The organism is Sphingorhabdus sp., from assembly GCF_041737645.1.
In the GTDB taxonomy this organism is placed as follows: domain Bacteria; phylum Pseudomonadota; class Alphaproteobacteria; order Sphingomonadales; family Sphingomonadaceae; genus Sphingorhabdus_B.
The window spans coordinates 42,922-63,056 of the sequence record NZ_JBGSRI010000007.1; the positions used below are offsets into that span (position 1 = coordinate 42,922).

Annotated in this window: 15 protein-coding genes; 5 read left to right on the forward strand and 10 right to left on the reverse strand. The window is 55.7% G+C overall.

All coding sequences use genetic code 11. The annotated features are described in order from the left end of the window. Positions 1-73: 73 nt before the first annotated feature. Together ACEW72_RS00905 and ACEW72_RS00910 are read right to left on the reverse strand one after the other, a co-directional pair. A complete protein-coding gene (locus ACEW72_RS00905) occupies positions 74-1,108 on the reverse strand; it encodes an ACP S-malonyltransferase (protein ID WP_373474493.1) in 1,035 nt (344 codons plus the stop codon). Beyond that, on the reverse strand, positions 1,105-3,297 hold the full coding sequence (locus ACEW72_RS00910) for a thiamine pyrophosphate-dependent enzyme (protein ID WP_373474494.1): 2,193 nt from the start codon (positions 3,295-3,297) through the stop codon (positions 1,105-1,107). The genes ACEW72_RS00905 and ACEW72_RS00910 overlap by 4 nt, the downstream gene beginning before the upstream one ends. A 220-nt stretch (positions 3,298-3,517) precedes the next feature. Here ACEW72_RS00910 and ACEW72_RS00915 point away from each other — a divergent pair, with 220 nt between their 5' ends. Further along, on the forward strand, positions 3,518-4,711 hold the full coding sequence (locus ACEW72_RS00915) for a TonB-dependent receptor (protein ID WP_373474495.1): 1,194 nt from the start codon (positions 3,518-3,520) through the stop codon (positions 4,709-4,711). A gap of 26 nt (positions 4,712-4,737) precedes the next feature. On the opposite strand, the gene ACEW72_RS00920 is transcribed toward ACEW72_RS00915, so the two are convergent. Further along, positions 4,738-5,864 (reverse strand): IS3 family transposase gene (locus ACEW72_RS00920; protein ID WP_373474496.1). Its coding sequence is split into 2 segments (ribosomal slippage): positions 4,738-5,624 and positions 5,624-5,864, totalling 1,128 coding nucleotides; the frame shifts between segments, so codons are not numbered across the junction. An 85-nt stretch (positions 5,865-5,949) separates the two neighbouring features. Between ACEW72_RS00920 and ACEW72_RS00925 the strand changes: the two genes are divergently transcribed. After that, positions 5,950-7,338: a TonB-dependent receptor domain-containing protein gene (locus tag ACEW72_RS00925; RefSeq protein ID WP_373474519.1), complete on the forward strand. Its 1,389-nt coding sequence runs from the start codon at positions 5,950-5,952 to the stop codon at positions 7,336-7,338. A 68-nt stretch (positions 7,339-7,406) separates the two neighbouring features. Here ACEW72_RS00925 and ACEW72_RS00930 read toward each other — a convergent pair whose 3' ends face one another. The 5 genes from ACEW72_RS00930 to ACEW72_RS00950 all read right to left on the reverse strand — a co-directional run bounded on the left by ACEW72_RS00930 (position 7,407) and on the right by ACEW72_RS00950 (position 15,430). After that, positions 7,407-9,602: a 3-hydroxyacyl-CoA dehydrogenase NAD-binding domain-containing protein gene (locus ACEW72_RS00930; protein ID WP_373474497.1), complete on the reverse strand. Its 2,196-nt coding sequence runs from the start codon at positions 9,600-9,602 to the stop codon at positions 7,407-7,409. Positions 9,603-9,616: 14 nt separating this feature from the next. Beyond that, entirely contained in the window at positions 9,617-10,831 is a 1,215-nt protein-coding gene (locus tag ACEW72_RS00935) for an acetyl-CoA C-acetyltransferase (RefSeq protein ID WP_373474498.1), read from the reverse strand. Between the two features lie 2 nt (positions 10,832-10,833). Next, complete coding sequence (locus ACEW72_RS00940; protein ID WP_373474499.1) at positions 10,834-11,988, reverse strand: CaiB/BaiF CoA transferase family protein; 1,155 nt, start codon at positions 11,986-11,988, stop codon at positions 10,834-10,836. A gap of 94 nt (positions 11,989-12,082) precedes the next feature. Further along, entirely contained in the window at positions 12,083-14,068 is a 1,986-nt protein-coding gene (acs, locus tag ACEW72_RS00945) for an acetate--CoA ligase (RefSeq protein ID WP_373474500.1), read from the reverse strand. 96 nt (positions 14,069-14,164) lie between these two features. Further along, positions 14,165-15,430 carry a methyl-accepting chemotaxis protein gene (locus ACEW72_RS00950; RefSeq protein WP_373474501.1) on the reverse strand — a complete coding sequence of 422 codons (1,266 nt, stop codon included), beginning with the start codon at positions 15,428-15,430 and terminating at the stop codon, positions 14,165-14,167. 175 nt (positions 15,431-15,605) lie between these two features. Here ACEW72_RS00950 and ACEW72_RS00955 point away from each other — a divergent pair, with 175 nt between their 5' ends. Both ACEW72_RS00955 and ACEW72_RS00960 read left to right on the forward strand, forming a co-directional pair. Continuing rightward, entirely contained in the window at positions 15,606-16,388 is a 783-nt protein-coding gene (locus ACEW72_RS00955) for an SDR family oxidoreductase (RefSeq protein ID WP_373474502.1), read from the forward strand. 312 nt (positions 16,389-16,700) lie between these two features. Next, on the forward strand, positions 16,701-17,240 hold the full coding sequence (locus ACEW72_RS00960; protein ID WP_373474503.1) for a hypothetical protein: 540 nt from the start codon (positions 16,701-16,703) through the stop codon (positions 17,238-17,240). A gap of 102 nt (positions 17,241-17,342) precedes the next feature. Here ACEW72_RS00960 and prfB read toward each other — a convergent pair whose 3' ends face one another. Next, positions 17,343-18,470 (reverse strand): peptide chain release factor 2, encoded by a 1,128-nt coding sequence (prfB, locus tag ACEW72_RS00965; RefSeq protein WP_373474504.1) that lies wholly within the window; start codon positions 18,468-18,470, stop codon positions 17,343-17,345. Positions 18,471-18,539: 69 nt separating this feature from the next. Then, positions 18,540-19,469, reverse strand: a complete 930-nt coding sequence (locus ACEW72_RS00970) for a DUF3137 domain-containing protein (RefSeq protein WP_373474505.1) — start codon at positions 19,467-19,469, stop codon at positions 18,540-18,542. A gap of 19 nt (positions 19,470-19,488) precedes the next feature. Here ACEW72_RS00970 and ACEW72_RS00975 point away from each other — a divergent pair, with 19 nt between their 5' ends. Further along, positions 19,489-20,088 carry a LemA family protein gene (locus ACEW72_RS00975; RefSeq protein ID WP_373474506.1) on the forward strand — a complete coding sequence of 200 codons (600 nt, stop codon included), beginning with the start codon at positions 19,489-19,491 and terminating at the stop codon, positions 20,086-20,088. The last annotated feature ends 47 nt before the right edge of the window (positions 20,089-20,135 follow it).

A 20,135-nucleotide genomic window follows, 5' to 3' on the forward strand; every position in this document is an offset into this window, starting at 1 on the left:
GCGCGTGCCGATTATGTGCCATCCCTTAGCTTGCCGACTCCCCGCGTCTAGCGCTTATTCGTATGCACCGCCCTTAACGGACCACCTGCGCCCTCTGCTCTGCTATTCCCATCGACAATATCACCGGATTTTCGACCTGACGGCCCTGAAAATCCGTTTTTCCGGAAAGGCCGCGCCAGTGTGACGCGATCAGGGCTTGCGCGGTGGGCGCACCCAGTGTGGTTCCGGGGCCAAGGACAATGATCTTGTCCGGCGCAAATTCGGCCGCCGCGACCTGAACCGCGCGGGTGAAGTTATAAGTATGATTTAATTGGGCACCCAAGGTGTAATCATAGATCGCAGCCGGATCGAAAGCCTTGGGCGACCAGATCTTCCCCTGCCCGTCCACCGCCGCCAGCGCACCGACGCCGAAATCCGCCAGTGGATTTGCGGTGCGCGCCATTTGCGGGATATGGTCGAGCAGCGGGCTGTGGAAGGCCGCATGGTGCATCAGGCGCATGGGAAAACGGTCGTCCTTCGGCAAACGTTCAGACAGCCATTTCAGGCCTTTCTCATCCGCCGCAAAAACGACCATGCCGCCAAGGTGGATGGAGATATGGACCTCGATATCAGATTGGGATTTAGCTTCTTCGTATAATAGACTGACTAAATTTGTTTTTTCAGAATCAATACGCCAATCCGCATCCACAATCGGCCAGACAATCTGCCCGCCCACGCCATGCTGGTGCATCATCCCGCCCATGGTATTGACCAACCGCGCGCCGCCTTCAAAATCCAATATTCCGGCGCAGGCCAGCGCCAGATACCAGCCCATCGAATTGCCCGTAACGGCGACGATATCATAGCGGTCCCGGTCAATCGCCGCGAAGTCGGCCAAGGCACAGGCGTAGATGAGCAACGACGCATTATCGCCGGTCATATGGACCGATGGGGCGTATTTTTCCGCAGCGTCCAGTTCCGACACCGGGATCTGCCCCAGCGAACGGCGCAGCGCGTCCAATTGCTCGACCATCGCCCAGCGGTTGGCATGATGGGTCTTCAGATAGCCCAGTTCCGGCGCATTATATGTGCCCCGGCCCGGGCAGACGACGAGTGCAGTCTCTTTCATGCCACGGCCGCCTTCGCTGCAGCGATGATTGATTCACGACTGGGCAGGACCAATTCAGCCGCAGGACCCAAGGGTATAAAACAATCCTCGGCGGTGATGCGGTGGCTCACATCACCCCGACCGGCTTCGGCCAATATCGTCATCAGCTTTTCACTCAAGCTTCCCGTCCGGCGGCTTTCATCGACGATCAAAATATTCTGGCAGTCCGCGACAGCGGCCAATATGGCGGCATCGTTCAACGGGTGTAGCCAGCGCAGGTCGATAATCCGCAAATCGATACCCGATGCGCGCAACTCGGCCTCCGCCTGTCGCGAAAGAAAATAACCATTTCCGTAAGTTATAATCGCAAGTTGCGAACCATTGCCATGTTGATGCAGGTCACCCAAGCGAATTTGCCGCAAGTCTGAAGGTGCAACATAAGGCGCCGTCCACACCCCATCATTGGCCTCAAGCAGATCGGCCGTATGGTATAGCGCAATCGGTTCGACAAACACGACAACCTTGCCATCCTCATGCGCCAGACGGAGACATTCGCGCAACATATCAGGTGCGTCGGCAGCATTGGAGGGACAGGCGACAACGATTCCGGGGATGTCGGTCAACACCGCCAGGCTATTGTCGTTATGAAAGTGCCCGCCAAAGCCCTTTTGATAAGGCAACCCTGCGATGCGGACGACCATCGGGTTGCGATATTGCTGGTTCGAGAAGAACGACAGCGTGGCTGCCTCACCACGGATCTGGTCTTCGGCATTGTGCAGATAAGCAAGAAACTGGATTTCCGGGATCGGCACAAATCCATTATGCCCCATGCCGATGGCGAGGCCCAATATGGTCTGTTCGTCCAGCAAAGTATCAAAAACCCGCGCCGCTCCGAATTTGTCCTGCAAACCCTGAGTCACCCCATATACTCCGCCCTTGCGCGCCACATCCTCGCCGAACAGCGCCACATTGGAATAGCGCAGCATCAGATCGGCGAGCGCGAAGTTGACGGACTTCGCCAGCGTCACGGGCTTTGCCAAATTGCGCTGGTCCTTGGCAAACAGGGCGTCTCGGGCCGGTGCATCGGGTAAGGGTGGCGACGCTTTGAAACCCCTGATCGGGTCAATCGACGCCATGACGTCAGTCGCGGTCTCAATCCGTGGCTTTGCCAGCGCATCCTGCGCCACACGATCGACGCGGGCGCGCATATCCTGATAACGGCGGACGATTTCTTCACCGGACAGCCCCGCCTGTTCATGCAGAATGCGCGCACTGTGCAGCAACGGGTCTTGCGTCTCTGCGGCCTCGATATTGGCGAGAGCGGAATAGCTCGCCTCCACATCCGCGCCGGCATGGCCCATCAACCGCACGGTACGCATATGCAGGAATACGGGCCGGCGGTGCGTCCTTGCGTACCGAACCGCCTCCCGACATCCGCGCAATGCGTCGTTAAGGTCAGCGCCGTCGCACTGGATATAATGCAGCGCAGGTCGATGCGCGAAATTCGCTTCGATCCAACCGCCCGGCGTGCGTACCGATATCCCGATGCCATTATCCTCACACAGGAAGATGATCGGCATCGGCAAATGCTGATAAGCCGCCCAGCACGCCGAGTTAAAAGCACCTTGCGACGTCGAATGGTTCGCCGACGCATCACCGAAGGAACATAAAATCACGGCATCATGCGGCAGGATCGCATCCGCAAGCTTCAACCGCTGCGCCATGCCCAAAGAGTGCGCCGCCCCCACCGCCTTGGGAAGATGCGAGGCGATGGTGCTCGTTTGGGGGGGAACAAAGGTGTTCGCGCAACCCAGAACCTTGTGCCGGCCGCCCGATATCGGATCATCGGCAGCGGCTGCAAAAGACAGCGCCATGTCGTATAACGGGGTCAGACCGCCGAACTGCTTTTTCCGCTGGATCAGGAATGCGGCATCGCGATAGTGCAGGAACGCCATATCGGTATGCCGCGTGGCCGCCGCCATCGCGGCGGTGCCTTCATGGCCGGAACTGCCTATCGAATAAAATGTCTTCCCCTTGGACCGACGCGCCCACAAATCGAGATGGCGGCTCATGATCTGGCTGTCGAACAGGTCGACCAGCTGGTGCGCGGAAATCGAAAATGGTGCAATATTGCTGCGCGGCGCAGAAAAATCTTGGGCCGCAACACGACGCACAAAAGCGTCATCGATAATAGTGGGTCGATCAAACATAGTTCTGAAGTGAATAACGAAGCGACACGCAAAAGCCACACCAAATCGCAAAATTCAATCGCTTGATTAAATCGCTGGATTTGTGAAAATTCTACGATAGGATGACGGTTGAGAGAGAGCTTATTCCCCGGGAAATCCCGGTGAATTTGTAAGTGACTGCTGGATCGAGACGAAAAGCAAATTTCGCAAAATCCACAGTTTACATGGAGGAGAGAGAGAAATGCGTCGTTTTAACCGTATCATGACGGCTGCGCTTTGCAGCACTATTTGCAGCACTTTAGTGGCACCTGCCGCTTTCGCACAGCAATCCGCGGCGGAAGAAGATGGTGATGAACCGATCATCGTGACCGCAACTTTGCGTGCCATGGACGTTCAGGACATTCCCCTTGCTGTGACCGCTGTCGCTCCCGAGGCATTGGAGCGCGAAGGTGTTTCGGACATTAAAACTTTGTCTTCGATCTCGCCAAGCTTCAACATCCAATCGTCACAGACCGAAACGCAAGGCACCTCGATCAAAATTCGCGGTGTCGGTACGACGGGCAACAACACCGGTCTGGAAAGCTCGGTCGGCGTATTTATTGACGGCGTTTATCAATCGCGGCCCGGCGTAGCGCTTGGCGACCTTGTCGATCTGGAACGGCTAGAAATTTTGCGCGGGCCCCAAGGTACATTGTTCGGACGCAATACATCGGCTGGTGCGCTGAATATCACGACGAAGCGCGCCAACCTCTCCGAGGTCGAAGGTTTCGCCAACGCATCTTATGGCAATTTCAATTTCATCAATGTGCAAGGCGGCATCAGCGTGCCTGTTGTGCAGGATGTTGCCGCGTTCCGCCTTTCGGGAACCTATCGCAAACGTGACGGGTTTTTGAAAAGCTCCACTGGCGCCGAGAGCAATAACCGTGACCGTTACATGCTGCGCGGCCAACTCTATATCGAACCCAATGCCGATGTCAGCATCCGCCTGCTCGCCGATTATTCCAAGGTCGACGAAAATTGCTGCGACGCGGTGATCGTTCGCGAAACCGAATTGGCTCCGTTCTTTGCTTTCCACGGATTGACCTCGGACGGGGTCGATCAATCGGGTCCTTCGGCACTGAAAAATCTGGCAACCAATGGCCAGCTTTTCGTCAATGGTGCCGAACAATGGGGCGTTTCGGGTGAATTGAAATGGGACCTTGGCGGTGCCAAAATAACCTATATCGGTTCGTACCGGAACTTTGAATCCAACTCGACGCAGGAATCCGATTTCGTCTCACTGGCCATTTTCACGACCGGTGCAGGTGGCCAAAATTCCCGCGCCGGTATTTTGCCAACAGGCAACCGGATCAAGACAATGACCCACGAACTGCGGTTTCAGGGAACGGCGTTTAACGATCATCTCGACTGGCTGGTCGGCGGTTTGGACTTGTAACGGTTTTGCGCCGGTCACTGATCTCATTATGCCACCTTTGCTTCGAACGCCAGCGGGCTGATGCCACCCAGATATGAGTGACGGCGACGGGTGTTGTAGAACCCGTTGATGTACTGGAAGATCGCGGCCTCTGCTTGTCTTCGTGTTGACCATTTCTGACGCCAGATCAGCTCGGCTTTCAGCGATTTGAAGAACGTTTCAACGGATGCATTGTCGTAACAATTACCTTTGCCGCTCATCGATGGCCGCAGGCCGTAGGCCTGCAATTTCTTTTGATAATCATACGCACAGTATTGGCTGCCGCGATCAGAATGGAAGATGCAGCCTTCGGCGGGTTGCCGCAGGTTTACCGCCATATCCAGCGCCCTGATTGCCAGATCCTTCTTCATTCTGTCGCTGACCGCCCAGCCAACGACACGGCGGCTGTGTAGATCAAGAACAACAGCGAGGTAGAGCCAACCCTCGGCAGTCCATATGTAGGTAATGTCGCCTGCCCATTTTTGGTTAGGAGCAGCGGCAACAAAATCGCCGTCCAGCCAGTTCGCAGCGATGCCCAGACGATGATTACTGTTGGTGGTGACCTTGTGCTTGCGGGTGCGAACCGGCCTGATCCCGTTGATCCGCATCAATCGGCCAACACGGCGCTCGCCTACAACGAGCCCTGCCTCCTTCAACTCCATCGTCATGCGAGGACGGCCATAGCTGCCGAGACTGAGCCCATATTGTTCACGGATGTGGGCCAGCACTTTCATGTCACCGCGTGACCGTCGGCTCGTCGGCCGTGCGTGCCACGACCGGTAACCGCGCGTCGATACCTGCATCACGCGGCAAAGCATCTCCACTGGCCAGACATGCCGCCAGCTGTGCACGAATGCGAACCTCACTACCGCTGGCTCGCGAAGAACTGGGTAGCCTTTTTTAGTATCTCCCTCTCCTCCTTGAGGATACGGTTCTCTAAGCGCAGGCGTTCATTCTCGCGGGCTAAATCCGCTTGCGGCGCTGATACCAGATCGGTTGGCCGATACTGCGATATCCACTTGCCCAGCGTCGACAATCCAACGCCCAGGTCAGCAGCAACACGCCGCCGTGACAATCCGCTGGTCAAAGCAATCCGGACGGCCTCTTGCTTGAAATCTTCTGTATGCTTCATCATCTCTTCGGTCTCCTTGTATGAGTGTTTAACTCTCAAGTGACCGGCACGAAACCGTTACAAGTCCAGTTTCTATTCGACAGAGGACATTGTCGAAGACCAGAGCATGACATTCGGGACCGATTACCAACGGGCAAATAGTGCATTTAACTTTGCAAATGCACTCGGGGTTAATCCGCTTTTTGCATTCACCGCATTGGGCAATGGCGGAATTCCGGTGAACTCGGCTGGTGCTTTTGCAGAAAACCGTTTCAGTCAGGATGCCAAAAGCTTCTCAATTTTTACGCACAATGTCATCAATTTCACTGATAAATTGAGCCTTACTTTAGGCGCGCGTTATGTAGACGAGAAAAAGACGGCATCATTTGACCAGCTTAACTCTGTAAACGGCGCGTGTCAGGCCAGTGTGAACGGAGTTCTAACCGGTGCGTTCACCGGCGCTGGATTGCCCGGCGCAGTTCAGTCCGGCATTGTTGGACTTAACTGCTTCCCGTTCGCAGCCCCAGTCACATTGACAGCACCCGTCGGACTTGGCGGCGGCCTTGCCAGCAATTTCCTGCCAACGCCGCGTGAGTGGGCGAATGTCTTCAAAGACGACGAAATTACCTACACAGCTCAGGTCGGTTATAAGGCCAATCCCGATCTGTTGCTTTATGCAGGATACAGCCACGGCTTCAAATCGGGCGGGTTCAACCTTGATCCCACCGCCGCCAATATCACCAATTCCGGCGCGGTGCTGGCCGGTGGCGGCACGGTTGCTCCGATTTTTGCCGATCCACGGTTCAAATCTGAAAAAGTGGACCAGATCGAAATCGGGGTGAAAGGCACATTCGGACCGATCAAGGCGAACCTTGCCTTGTTCGATATGAAGATGAGCGATTTCCAGGTTCTAGAATTCACCGGGGTGCAGTTCCTGACATTCAACGTCAATTCCGCCCGTTCAACCGGTGCGGAGCTGGAATTGTTCGGTGATTTCGGCAATTATATGAAGGGCAATCTGGCGTTGACCTATGCTGATGCTCGCTATCCGAGCAATTGCGCGGTTGGCGTCTCAGCCGCGGCATTGGGTTCAGTCACCCGGCTATGCGGTCAAGACCTGACCAATGCTCCGAAACTCACTGGAGTCATCGGGTTGACCTATGACGGTCCGCTCAACAGTTCGGGCTGGGGATTGCTGGTCAGCGGCAGCATGAATTATTCGGACAGCCGGACCACGCGGACGATTGATCTGGATACCAACAATCTTCCCATCCCGCTCGCCCGCCAGGAAAATTACTTCAAAATGAACGCACGCATCGGGCTGACCACGCCGGATGAACGCTTTACCTTTGAACTATGGGGTACCAACCTGTCGAACGAAATTACCCGTGGTATCACAGCCAACACACCTCTGCGTGGTGGTGCAGGTACACGGTCGTTGATCGGCTTTGTCGAAGAACCCCGCATGTACGGCGTGACCGTCCGCGCGAAGTTCTAGGTTTAAGCGTTACGCACAAAAAAGGGGCGGCCTTCCCAATGGAGGCCGCCCTTTTTTATTGGGCTTGATTACGCCGCTGCTTTGTAGAGCGTCTCGCCATTATCCGCCATTTCGCGGAAGCTTTTGGGCGGGGCGAAGCGGTTGCCGAAACGCTGGGCGAGACCGTCGGCTGTCCGGACGAAGTTTTCCAAACCGACTGTATCGATGTAGCTCATCGGACCGCCGGTATAAGGCGCAAAGCCCCAGCCGAAAATCGCACCCAGATCCGCGCTTTGCGGATCGCGCACCACTTCTTCTTCAAAGCATTGCGCCGTGGCGATAAGCTGGATGTAGAGAAGGCGTTGCTTGACTTCTTCCACCGACGGCTGGTTTTCCGCCAAGGGGTAATGATCGGCCATACCCTTCCAAAGGGTCAACCGTTCGCCCTTTTCATCATAGTCGTAAAAGCCGGAGCCGAAGCGACGGCCCTTGCGGCCCAGTTTGACGACCATCAGTTCCATGAAATCTTCGGTACCGCTTGGCTGATAGGCATCGCCCAATTCTTTCTTGGTCGATTGCATTACATCATAGCCAAGCTGCAACGTGGTTTCATCAAGCAACGCCAAAGGACCGATGGGCATACCCAGCGACTTTGCCGCATTTTCGATCAAGGCGGGTTTCACGCCCTCGGTGACCAGCTTCATCGCTTCACCCATATAGGGCGGGAAAACGCGGTTGGTGAAGAAACCGCGGACGTCTTTGACCACGATCGGCGTCTTCTTGATCTTCGCGTTATAGTCGAATGCTGCGGCCAAAGCGCGGTCGCCTGTCAGTTCGCCCGGAATAATCTCCAGCAATGGCATTTTTTCAACCGGCGAGAAGAAGTGCAGTCCGATAAACAGTTCCGGACGTACCGAATTCTTTGCAAGGCCTGAAATGGGCAAGGTCGAGGTGTTGGATGCAAAGACAACGTCGGGGCGAATGACCGCTTCAGCCCGCTTGATGACATCCGCTTTCACGTCGGGGCGTTCAAACACCGCTTCGATAATCAGGTCGACATCTTTCAGGTCATCATAATTATCGGTCGGGGTAATACGCGCCATGAACGCTTCGCCCGCTTCCTTGGTCATCTTGCCACGGCCGACTGCCTTGTCGATGATCTTGCGGCTGTAATCGACCGCTTTGTTGGCATCTTCCAGACTGCGGTCGAGAACGATAACGTCCATGCCGCCCTTGACGGTGACATGGGTGATGCCCGATCCCATCAGACCGCCGCCCAAAACGCCTACTTTCTTGATTTCGACGGGTGGCACGGCCTTCGGACGGCCTGCGCCCTTTTCCGCTGCCTGCTTGTTGATGAAAAGGGTGCGGATCATATTCTTGGCCTGGCTGCCCGAAAGAAGCTTGGTGAAATATTTCGATTCCACGCGAAGCGCGGTGTCGAAAGGCAGGATCGACCCTTCATAAAGACAGGACAAAATGGCCTTCACGGCGTCGAAATTGCCCTTACTTTCCTTATGCGCCATTGCGTTAAGGCCGACAAAAAGCTGGACCGAGCGCGGGTCCATGGCGCCTGCACCGCCGGGGAATTTGAAATCCTTCTTATCCCAAGGTGCAGTGACCTTCGGATTGGCCTTTACCCATGCCTTGGCATTGGCAATCAGGTCCGCTGCGGCGACAACTTCGTGCACCAGTCCCTGCGCCTTTGCCGTTGCCGGGTCGAGCGACTTGCCCTGAATGATCATCATGGCCGCATTTTGCAGGCCGATCAGACGCGGCGTACGCTGTGTGCCGCCACCGCCGGGCAACAGGCCAACCATCACCTCGGGCATGCCGAGCTGGATTTTCGGATTGTCGGCAACGACGCGGTAATGGCACGCGAGGGCGAGTTCCAAGCCACCGCCAAGCGCCAGACCATTAAGCGCACATGCAACGGGCTTTGCCGAAGCCTGTCCGCTGGAAAGCGCCTTGGCCGTCTTGCCACCCGCTTCCATTTTGCGGAGCAAAGCGTTGAGGGCAAAGGCCTGGTCAAAGGCTTCTTTGGTGCTGCTGGCCTTTGCGCCACCCAGCATGGTGAGGTCCGCGCCGGCAAGGAAACCTGTTGCCTTGCCCGAGGTGATGACTGCGCCCTTGATCGCTTCGTTGGTGGTAAAATCATCCACCCAAGCGCCAAATTCCGCAATCAGGTCACCATTCCACACATTCATGGTGGCGCCTGGAAGATCGATGGTGACGAGGGCGATGCCATCGCTGTCGATGTCGACTGAGAAAGTTTTGTAGGTCATGTTTTAAATCCCAATCAATTTACGCGTTCGATGATGGTCGCGGTGCCCATGCCTGCGCCAATGCACAAGGTGGTGAGCGCGGTCGATTTTCCGGACCGTTCCAGCTCGTCGAGAACCGTGCCCAAAATCATCGCGCCGGTTGCACCCAAAGGATGCCCCATCGCAATCGCGCCGCCATTCACGTTGATGTCACTATGGTCGATGTTCAGCGCCTCCATGAAACGCAGGACGACCGCTGCAAATGCTTCGTTCAATTCCCACACATCAATGTCGCCCTTGTTCATCCCCGCACGCGACAAAGCCTTTTGGGCGGCAAATTCCGGGCCCGTCAGCATGATCGACGGTTCAGACCCGATGGACGCCATCGAAACAATGCGTGCGCGCGGTTTCAAGCCCAGTCGTTCCCCTGCTTCCTTGTTACCGATCAGCACGGCAGCCGCACCGTCGACAATGCCCGAACTATTTCCGGCATGATGGACATGGTTGATCTTCTCGACCTCCGGATACCGCATCATGGCGATGTCGTCGAAGCCGGGCATCATTGTTCCCATCATCTGGAATGCGGGTGCCAGGGCACCAAGCGACTGCATGTCTGTTTCAGGACGCATCAATTCATCATGGTCCAAAATCACTTCGCCAATCACGTCGCGGATTGGCAGGATGGATTTGGCAAAACGCTTTTCGCTCCACGCCTTTGCCGCGCGCTTCTGGCTTTCAACCGAATAAGCGTCCACATCGTCGCGGCTGTAACCGTAAAGGGTGGCGATCAGATCTGCGGAGATTCCCTGGGGGATGAAATAATTGGCAATGGCCGAGCGCGGGTCAATCGGCCAAGCGCCGCCGTCCGATCCCATGGGCACGCGACTCATCGATTCAACGCCGCCGCCGATCGCCAGATCGCATTCGCCCGACATGACCTTTGCCGAAGCAATATTTGACGCTTCAAGCCCTGAGCCACAGAACCGGTTTACCTGAATACCCGAAGTGGTGTGCGCGTAGCCTGCCTGAAGCGCGGCCGTGCGGGTTATCACCGCGCCCTGTTCGCCCACCGGAGAAACGCAACCAAAGGCGATATCTTCCACAGCATCGGGCGCTAAACCGTTACGATCACGGACACTTGCCAGCACTTGCGCGGCCAGATCAAGCGGCGTAATTTCATGCAACGCACCGTCTGAGCGGCCTTTACCGCGCGGGCTTCGCACCGTGTCATAAATATAAGCTTCGGTCATAGTCAGTCCTTGTTTGCGACCACGGCACCCGCCGCGATCAATTGGGATATTTCAGGGTCAGTCATCCCTGCTTCGCCGAGAATCGAAGCATAGTTACCGCCTTTTGTTGCAATTTCGAAATGGGTGGCCAGCGGCTGCGTTGCAAGGCGCGGCGCGACTTGCGGGTGCAGCCAGCGTCCTTCCTGAACCACCGCCTGCCGTTCGGCATTGGCAGGATGCGATGCGGCTTCGACATAATCGAGTACCGGCGTAACGCACGCGTCGGTCCCGGCAAAAATCGCCTCCCACTCATCGCGGGTTTTGGTTGCGAAGATATCTTCGAGCATTTCATGCTGCTTGGCCCGCGCCGCCATGTCATGCTGATGTCCGAACGCTTCCTGATCGAATGGCAGACGCTCCATCATCGCGGCGAAGAATTGCGATTCGATGCAGCCGACAGCCATAAATTTGCCGTCCGAAGTCATGTAGCAGCGATAATAAGGCGCGGCCCCGTCCAGCAGATTGGCTTCCCGCTTTGTCTGCCACTGGCCCAGGCCAGCCATGCCGTGCACAAAGCTCATCAGGCTGTGCGTGCCGTCGATGATAGCGGCATGGACGACATTGCCCTTGCCGGTCCGCCCACGCTCGATAAGCGCGGCCAATATGCCGGACAGCAGAAACATCGAACCACCGCCAAAGTCGCCGACCATATTGAGCGGGGGCACAGGCGGTTGTCCATCCTTGCCGATCGCGTTCAACACGCCGGTCATGCTGATATAGTTGATATCATGGCCGGCCATTTGGCTCCACGGGCCGCTTTGGCCCCATCCGGTCATGCGTCCATAGATCAGTCCCGGATTGACCGCGTGGCAGGCATCCGGCCCGACTCCCATCCGTTCGGTAACCCCAGGGCGCAATCCCTCGATCAGCACATCCGCTTTGGCGACCAGCTTCAACAGGGCCTCCACTGCTTCGGGTTTTTTAAGATCGAGAACGATGGACCGCTTGCCACGGCCATCGACCGCCTTTGGCATTCCTCCACCCGGCCGGTCGATCACAACCACATCCGCGCCCATATCGGCCAGCAATTGTCCGGCATAAGGACCAGGGCCAATACCGGCCAGTTCAACGACCATGATGCCACCCAGCGGGCCGGTCTTTGCGGGGAAATCAGTCATGGTATCCTTCCGTTACGGAATGGCGGCACAGATATTTAACCGCACGATTAACCGCGGTCTTCTACCCCGTCCTTCAGGTTGACGCAAGCGTCAACTACCGATTCTTCCGACCTTCAATCAATGCATCGACGACGCTGGGATCGGCCAAGGTCGACGTATCGCCCAGCGCGGCAAAGTCATTTTCGGCGATCTTGCGTAATATCCGCCGCATAATCTTGCCCGACCGCGTTTTGGGCAAGGCGGTGGTGAAGTGGATATGGTCAGGCGATGCAATCGGACCGATTTCGATGCGGACCTGCTGCCGCAATTCGGCGTGCAGTTCATCCGACGGCTCTTCGTCCATGTTCAGCGTGACATAGCAATATATGCCCTGCCCTTTGATATCATGGGGGAAACCGACAACGGCCGCTTCGGCCACCTTATCGTGCAAGACGAGCGCGCTTTCGACTTCGGCAGTGCCCATGCGATGGCCGGATACGTTGATAACGTCGTCCACCCGACCTGTGATCCACCAATAGCCATCTTCATCGCGGCGGCAGCCGTCGCCTGTGAAATATTTGCCCTTATAGGTCGAAAAATAGGTCTGCACGAAGCGGTCATGGTCGCCGTAGACCGTGCGCGCCTGCCCGGGCCAGCTATGGGTGATGCATAAATTACCACTGGCCGCGCCGCCAGTCTGCTCGTCGGCCAGCACGCCGCCTTCGGCATCGACCAGTTGCGGGCGGATTCCGAAAAAGGGTCGGCCTGCGCTGCCCGGTTTCATGCCATGCGCGCCGGGCAAGGTGGTGATCATCACCCCGCCCGTCTCGGTCTGCCACCATGTGTCGACAATCGGCAGTTTCCCCTCGCCCACCGTGGCATGGTACCAGCGCCAGGCTTCGGGGTTGATCGGTTCGCCGACCGTCCCCAAAAGCCGCAGCGATTGCCGCGACCGTGAATTCACCGGTCCGTCGCCATCGCGCATCAAGGCCCGCAGCGCCGTTGGCGCGGTGTAAAATATGTTGACCTGATGACGGTCGATAATATCCCAGAACCGTCCGCTGTCGGGATAGCTCGGTATCCCTTCAAAAATCAGGCTGGTGCCGCCATTTTGCAGGGGACCGTACACGACATAGCTGTGCCCCGTGACCCAGCCAATATCCGCCGAGCAGAAAAAGACCTCGCCCGGCTGGTAATCGAACACATAATGAAATGTCGCCGCCGTCCAAACGGAATAACCACCCACGGTGTGCAGCACGCCCTTGGGCTTTCCGGTCGAGCCGGAGGTATAGAGAATGAACAACGGGTCTTCGGCATTCATCGGCTCGCAGGGGCATTCGCCCGATACCTGCATGTCATGGAACCAATGGTCGCGGCCATCGCGCATGCCGACTGCTTCGCCGGTATGGCGCACGACGAGCACCGCATCGACCCCGCCGACCTTTTCGAGCGCAGCGTCGATATTCGCCTTCAACGGCACCGATTTTCCGCCCCGAACGGCGCTGTCCGCGCATATAACGAAGCGGCTGGCGCAATCTTCGATACGTCCGGCAATGGCTTCTGGGGAAAAGCCGCCAAAGACAACACTATGCACCGCGCCAATCCGCGCGCAGGCCAGCATGGCCACCGCACCCTCGACACACATCGGCATATAGATCGTAATCCGGTCGCCCTTGGCAACGCCAAGCTGTTTGAGCGCATTGGCCATACGGATAACTTCGGCTTGCAATTGGGCATAGCTGACGCGGCGCGCATCCTGTGCGGGGTTGTCGGGTTCGAAGATAAAGGCAACCGCATCCCCGCGTCCGGCCGCAACATGGCGATCCACGGCGTTGTGGCACAGGTTCAGAACGCCATCTTCATACCATTTGATCGAGACCGGATCATAGGACCAGTTTGCGATTTTGCTGGGCGGCGTAATCCATCCGATCCGCTCTGCCTGCTTTGCCCAAAAGGCGTCGGGATCGGTGATGCTTTCGGCATATAGCCGGTCATAGTCCTCCGCAGAGCAATATGTGTGCTTGGTTGCGCTTTCGGGAACGGGAAACCAGTCCTGTTGCTCACTCACTTGCTCTCTCCTGCGCTGGGTGTGAAACACCATAGCGCATAGGTGCAGTCGGCAGGCATATTCAAGGTTAAAGAACAGCGCCGCTCATATTCGACCTAAAACGGCAATATAGCAATGCTACCCGTTTTGTCAGGCATATTCGATAGATTGCACAAAGGTCCGGCTTTGTTCACTTATTCCCTTTGCCGAAACCAACAGCATTGCGGAAACACGCGCCAATTCACCCGCGCTTAAATTCACCTGACTGGCACGCGTACCAATATCTTCTGCACGCGCACTAATTTCCGAAGTTGCGTCGGCGGCCTGCTCGACAAATCCCGCGATCACAAGACTTGTTGCACTTTGTTCGTCGACAGCCGTTTCGATTTGTTCCGAAATCGTGCTGATCTGTTCCATTGCGTCTACTATCTCGCGATGCCCCACCAAAACGTCATCTACAGTCCGGCCAATTTTGCCAACTTTTTTGGAGACTTCTTCTGCCGAAACTTTCGTTTGATTTGCCAATTGCTTGATCTCGCTCGCCACCGCGACAAATCCTTGATTATCGGAATCTTGTCGAACAGCCTCGATTTGAGCGTTTAATGCCAGAAAATTGGTCTGTTTGCCGACTTTATGGATGACGTCTATTATACCGCCAATTTCAACCCCACCGTCAGCCAATGCTTTCATTTGAGGCTCTGCAGAATCGATAACGCATTTGGTCCGGGTGCGAACCATTTTCGCTTCACTCGCCGCAACGGCAAGCTGCTCGAGCGCGCTGGCAAGCTTATGCCCTCTTTCGTTGACATCTTGTAGTCCCATCGAGGACTGGGCGGCGCCAGAGGCGACGCCTTGTGCCGCGTTGGTCATCTCCCGCGCCTGATTTCCCAAGGATTCGGACAGGCTATTCACTTGATTAGCCGTTTCGGAAATTTGGCCCGACAATGCCAAAATATTTTTCGTAAATTCCTGGCCAAATTTTGCGATCTTTTCTGCCCGCATTATTCTGCCTTGGGCAAGAAGCTCCAGCAAACGGTCGCCGCTTAAAGTTTCCCGAAACCGTCCTTGCGTGACCAGAACCAACCCCGGGCTGTCGGTGTAACGGGTGAAAACCTCCATCAACGCCGCGCTATCCTGCCCATGTTCGGCGACTGCGCAATCCCTGATCAGGCCAGTAATATCACTCCCAAAACCAGGATTGGACATCAAAGCGTGCCCAAATGGATTAAACAACAAATCGCGAATATCGATTTCGCGGATTACGCCAATTGGAATTCCGGTGGCATCAACAACGGCCAAAAGCCGCATCGTCCGATGAACCCGAAACATTTCGAGCGTATCACGAAGCGTATCGGTGGGAAGTACGGACAGGAACGAACACTCGTCGCTTTTCTCAAATCGCGATATATGCTGCATAAGCCCATCCAAAATGCGTGTTATACGACCGCGGATTACAGCTTCTATGGTTAATGAGCGGTTATGATTTTCGGAAAAATTTTACAATTGCGCATATTGTCATCGAAAATTGTTCAAAGATCAGCGACCCGTTCAGCATAGAAACGCATTCAAGCATCTCGCAATAGGATTACCCATGTCCAAATTACAGAACAAAACCGCCCTTGTTACCGGGGCAGCCAGCGGAATTGGCGCGGCCATCGCGCGATGCTTTGTCCACGAAGGCGCCAATGTCATCCTTGCAGACATCGATAAGGCGGCGGGCATGAACCTGGCTGCAGAAATCGGCGGCCATTTTTTCGCAATGGACGTCGCGTGTGAGGCGGATTGGAACCATCTGGCCAGCGCCTTCCCCGCCATCGACATTGTCGTAAACAATGCCGGAATAACCGGATTTGAAGACAGCCCCGGACCGCACGACCCCGAACATGCCACATTGGCCGAATGGCATCGCGTCCACGCAGTCAACCTCGACGGCACTTTTCTGGGGTGCCGCTATGCAATCGGCGCGATGCGCGCAAAGGGTGCCGGCTCCATCATCAATATGTCGTCACGCTCCGGTCTTGTCGGTATTCCGGGTGCAGCCGCGTATGCCTCGTCCAAGGCCGCCATTCGCAACCACACCAAATCCGTCGCACTGTATTGCGCGCAGCAGGGGCTCAACATCCGCTGCAATTCGATCCACCCGGCAGCCATATTAACACCGATGTGGGAAGCTTTGATCGGTGAAGGTCCGGACCGCGAACAACGCAAAGCTGCCATGGTCGCGGACACCCCTTTAAAGCGGTTCGGTACCGTCGAAGAAGTCGCCGCCATCGCCCTGATGCTGGCGTCCGACGATGCCACTTATATGACTGGTAGCGAAGTCCATCTGGATGGCGGTTTATTGGCCGGTTCGGCGGCATCACCGGGGGATTAAGCGGCAATTTGGCTTATGGAATCTGAAATGCGAAACACTAAATCATGTATAATATAAATAGTATTACTACTTAATTTATACATGTCAGATTTATTACTTCGTCACCGTTCATATTTTACTCGAATAACAAATATAGATTATATATTTACTTGCCCTAGCAGCAGAGGATGCTTAGCTGCCTTCACCTAATGGGGAGGGCATAACTATGAAAAAAATGATTCTTATCGGCTTGCTTGCCACAGCAATGCCATTCAATGCAACGCACAAACAACATCTGCGCCTGCGAATACAACAATCAGCGTCAAGCCTTTGATGTCCGAACCGGGACCCGATGTATCAACCCGAGTTGTCCGTGGTGGAGCCCAAGTGCGTGTTCAATTTCTTCATGAAATCACTACAGAAGACAAGGCATCCAAAGTTGGTGATCGCCCTCGCTTGGAAGTTGCCGAAAATGTAGTCGTTGACGGCGTTACGGTTATTCCGAAAGGCACACCTGTTGTCGGTGAACTTACGGCGGTTCGTAACAAAGGTATGTGGGGCAAATCCGGCAAGTTGGAAGGTCGGGTTTTGAACATGAACCTAAATGGCCGTACCGTGCGAATGTCAGGTGCATTTGATGACAAGGGCGTCACAGGAACTGCAGGCGTAGTCGCTGCAGTTGCGCTAGTTCCTGTCGTCGGATTTTTTGTGACTGGCACCCGTGCACGCATCCCGGCTGGCGGACAGGTAAGCGCGTATATCGATGAAGATATTGTCTTCACCGTGACGCCCGCCCCCGCTCCCGCGCCGGTCGAAGTAGCTGCGCCTGTCACAGCAGAGGTTACGACTGCAATTGCTCCTGCAACTAACTGATATTTTTAATATTTTAAACTAAGGGCAGTCCCTCAAAAAGGGGCTGCCCGTTTTATTTGTTGCTTGCGATGTAAATTTTATGATCGCAGTTGCATCGAACCTTCAATCCACATCCTCAACCGCAACCGCCTCACCCGTCACCCGTTGCGCGAGCGCCGCTGCGATGAAGCTGTCGAGATCGCCGTCCAGAACATCTGATGGAGAAGGCGATGTGACGCCCGTTCGCAGGTCTTTGACCATCTGATAAGGTTGCAGGACATAGGACCGGATCTGGTGCCCCCAGCCGATTTCTGTCTTGGCCGCATATTCACCGGATGCCACTTCTTCGCGCTTGCGTAATTCGGCTTCATACAGGCGCGCTTTCAACATGCCCATCGCGGTGGCGCGGTTCTTGTGCTGGCTTCGGTCGTTCTGGCTCGCCACCACAATGCCCGAAGGTTTGTGGGTGATACGGACGGCGGAATCGGTTGTGTTCACGTGCTGCCCACCGGCACCCGAAGCGCGGTAAGTGTCGATTTTCAGGTCGCCTTCATTAATTTCGATATCGATGTTATCGTCGATAACCGGGTAGACCCACACGCTGGAAAAGCTGGTGTGCCGCTTCGCTGCGCTGTCATAAGGCGAGATGCGGACAAGACGGTGCACGCCGCTTTCGGTCTTTGCATAACCATAAGCGTTCTCACCCTTCACCTGCATGATGGCGGACTTGATGCCCGCTTGGTCGCCGGCCTGATAGTCGACCATTTCAACCTTATACCCGCGCTGCTCCGCCCAGCGGTAGTACATGCGTTGCAGCATTTCTGCCCAATCTTGGCTTTCGGTGCCGCCTGCGCCTGCATGTATTTCGATGAATGTGTCGTTACCGTCGGCTTCACCCGACAAAAGGGCTGAAACCTTGTCCCGGTCCGCACGATCCGCCAATTCCTTGAGCGATGCGGCGCCTTCGTCGCCAAGCGCACCATCGCCTTCCATTTCAGCGAGCTCAATCAATTCCACCGTACCGGCCTTGTCCGCGTCGATTTCGCGGACGGTGGCAATGGCCGCATCCAGACGGCGGCGTTCGCGCATGACTTCTTCGGCGGCCTTGGGATTATCCCATAGCGTCGGATCTTCGACCTTGGCGTTTAGTTCGTCAAGGCGACGCAGTGCGCGATCCCAATCAAGCGACATCTTGACGAGATTAAGGGCAGCATCAATGCGGGCAACATAGCCTTCTGCGTCGGCGCGCATGGGGAAACTCCAAGGGAATGAAATAAGGTTGGCGGCCTTTAGCCGATTAGTCGCCCAAGTCAAAGGTGGCTAATGACGCGGACGTTCATTCAGCAATTTCACCAGCTTGGCGATCGAACCAAATTGCGCGATCGTCTTGCCCAGCAATTCGCGATCCCGTTGCGGGCTGAGCGTCGCGCTTTCAAACATATCGCCGGTGTGCAAAGTCACAATCAGGTCACCGCCGTGGAAAAGCGCCGCCAATTTGTCGCCTTCAAATTCCCGCTCCATTTCGATCAGGCGTTCGCAATAGGCGGGGTGCACAAGGTAACGGGCCTCGACCTGATCGGTGCCGTAAACATCAAACGCATCTTCAAAACCGGGGTCGACCATCTTGATCCGTTCCAGCGTTTGGCCATCATAGGTTTTGTTGTCCCCAAACAGGGACATTTTGAATCCGTCGCGGCGGACCAGCGTTGTGGCCAAAAATGGACGCGCAAACTGGAACCGCAATACGACGCCTTCGAATTTGGTGACCGTGCGCCGGTTCTTGCCCGACCCCTGCTCCTCTGTCAGCTTTGCCTCATATAAAAGAAAATCCGTGCCCTCGATCGACCCGTGCCACTGGTCTTGCAGATATTTGTCGTCATAGGTCGGCAACAGGCCATATTTGCGCGCCACTTCGAATTCCTGCCCTGAAAAAGCGGAGACGGAATAGTCCACTTGCAAGCTGCGGCCGAGCGCACCGTTCATTTCATGTTTCAGGGAATCGATCATCTTTTGCCGGATATGACTGGCCCATGCCAGCGCCCCGCCGCCAACGACAGTGGCCGCAAAATAGCCAATTTCCTCCAGCCCGAATGTGAAAAAAATAAAGCCTACCAGTATCGCCGACACAATGCCGCCTGCGCCGGTCCAGATCATTTTTTCCTTGGCCTTGGCCCGATCCGCGGTCAACGCATCCAGCCGGTCCTGCAAGCCGCCCGCCATTAGCGTATCGACATCAGGCAATGCTATCATCTTGCTTTCCCCTTCCCCCGTGATAACCAATGCTATCGACCGTTACATGGGGAGTAAAGCGATGGGTTTGGTCATTATAGGTATCGTTGTTTTTTTGGGTCTTATTGCGATCCTCATTTACAACCGTCTTGTCGGCCTGCGGCAAAATGTGCGCCAGGGTTGGGCTGATATAGATGCCCAGTTGCGGCAACGGCATGACCTGATACCCAATTTGGTGAACACGGTGCAAGGCTATGCCACGCATGAAAAATCAACGTTGGACGCCGTTATTTCCGCGCGCAATTCGGCCTTGGGCGCATCGAACCCCGCTGCAGCGGCGGCCGCAGAAAACGGCCTTTCAGGCGCATTGAAAAGCCTGTTTGCATTGGCCGAAAACTATCCGGACCTGAAAGCAAACGAGAATTTTCAGACCTTGCAGCATGAGCTTTCCGATGTCGAAGACAAGCTCGCCGCATCACGCCGCGCCTATAATGCCGTGACGGCCGACTATAACGGCGCCCGCGAAGCATTCCCCGCCGTCCTGTTCGCAGGGGCATTCGGCTTTGGGGAAGAAAAATTCTGGGAACTGGGCACCGAAGAACGCCCAATGATAAGCGCCGCACCGGAGGTGAAGTTTTAGACGAAACCCTTCGCCTTCGCGAAAGGTCCGTTTTAGCGGCCTAGATT

Coding starts and splice junctions, on each gene's coding strand:
- ACEW72_RS00905 (WP_373474493.1), bottom strand. CDS start 1,108: ATGAAAGAGACTGCACTCGTCGTCTGCCCGGGCCGGGGCACATATAAT.
- ACEW72_RS00910 (WP_373474494.1), bottom strand. CDS start 3,297: ATGTTTGATCGACCCACTATTATCGATGACGCTTTTGTGCGTCGTGTT.
- ACEW72_RS00915 (WP_373474495.1), top strand. CDS start 3,518: ATGCGTCGTTTTAACCGTATCATGACGGCTGCGCTTTGCAGCACTATT.
- ACEW72_RS00930 (WP_373474497.1), bottom strand. CDS start 9,602: ATGACCTACAAAACTTTCTCAGTCGACATCGACAGCGATGGCATCGCC.
- ACEW72_RS00935 (WP_373474498.1), bottom strand. CDS start 10,831: ATGACCGAAGCTTATATTTATGACACGGTGCGAAGCCCGCGCGGTAAA.
- ACEW72_RS00940 (WP_373474499.1), bottom strand. CDS start 11,988: ATGACTGATTTCCCCGCAAAGACCGGCCCGCTGGGTGGCATCATGGTC.
- acs (WP_373474500.1), bottom strand. CDS start 14,068: ATGGTGTTTCACACCCAGCGCAGGAGAGAGCAAGTGAGTGAGCAACAG.
- ACEW72_RS00950 (WP_373474501.1), bottom strand. CDS start 15,430: ATGCAGCATATATCGCGATTTGAGAAAAGCGACGAGTGTTCGTTCCTG.
- ACEW72_RS00955 (WP_373474502.1), top strand. CDS start 15,606: ATGTCCAAATTACAGAACAAAACCGCCCTTGTTACCGGGGCAGCCAGC.
- ACEW72_RS00960 (WP_373474503.1), top strand. CDS start 16,701: ATGTCCGAACCGGGACCCGATGTATCAACCCGAGTTGTCCGTGGTGGA.
- prfB (WP_373474504.1), bottom strand. CDS start 18,470: ATGCGCGCCGACGCAGAAGGCTATGTTGCCCGCATTGATGCTGCCCTT.
- ACEW72_RS00970 (WP_373474505.1), bottom strand. CDS start 19,469: ATGATAGCATTGCCTGATGTCGATACGCTAATGGCGGGCGGCTTGCAG.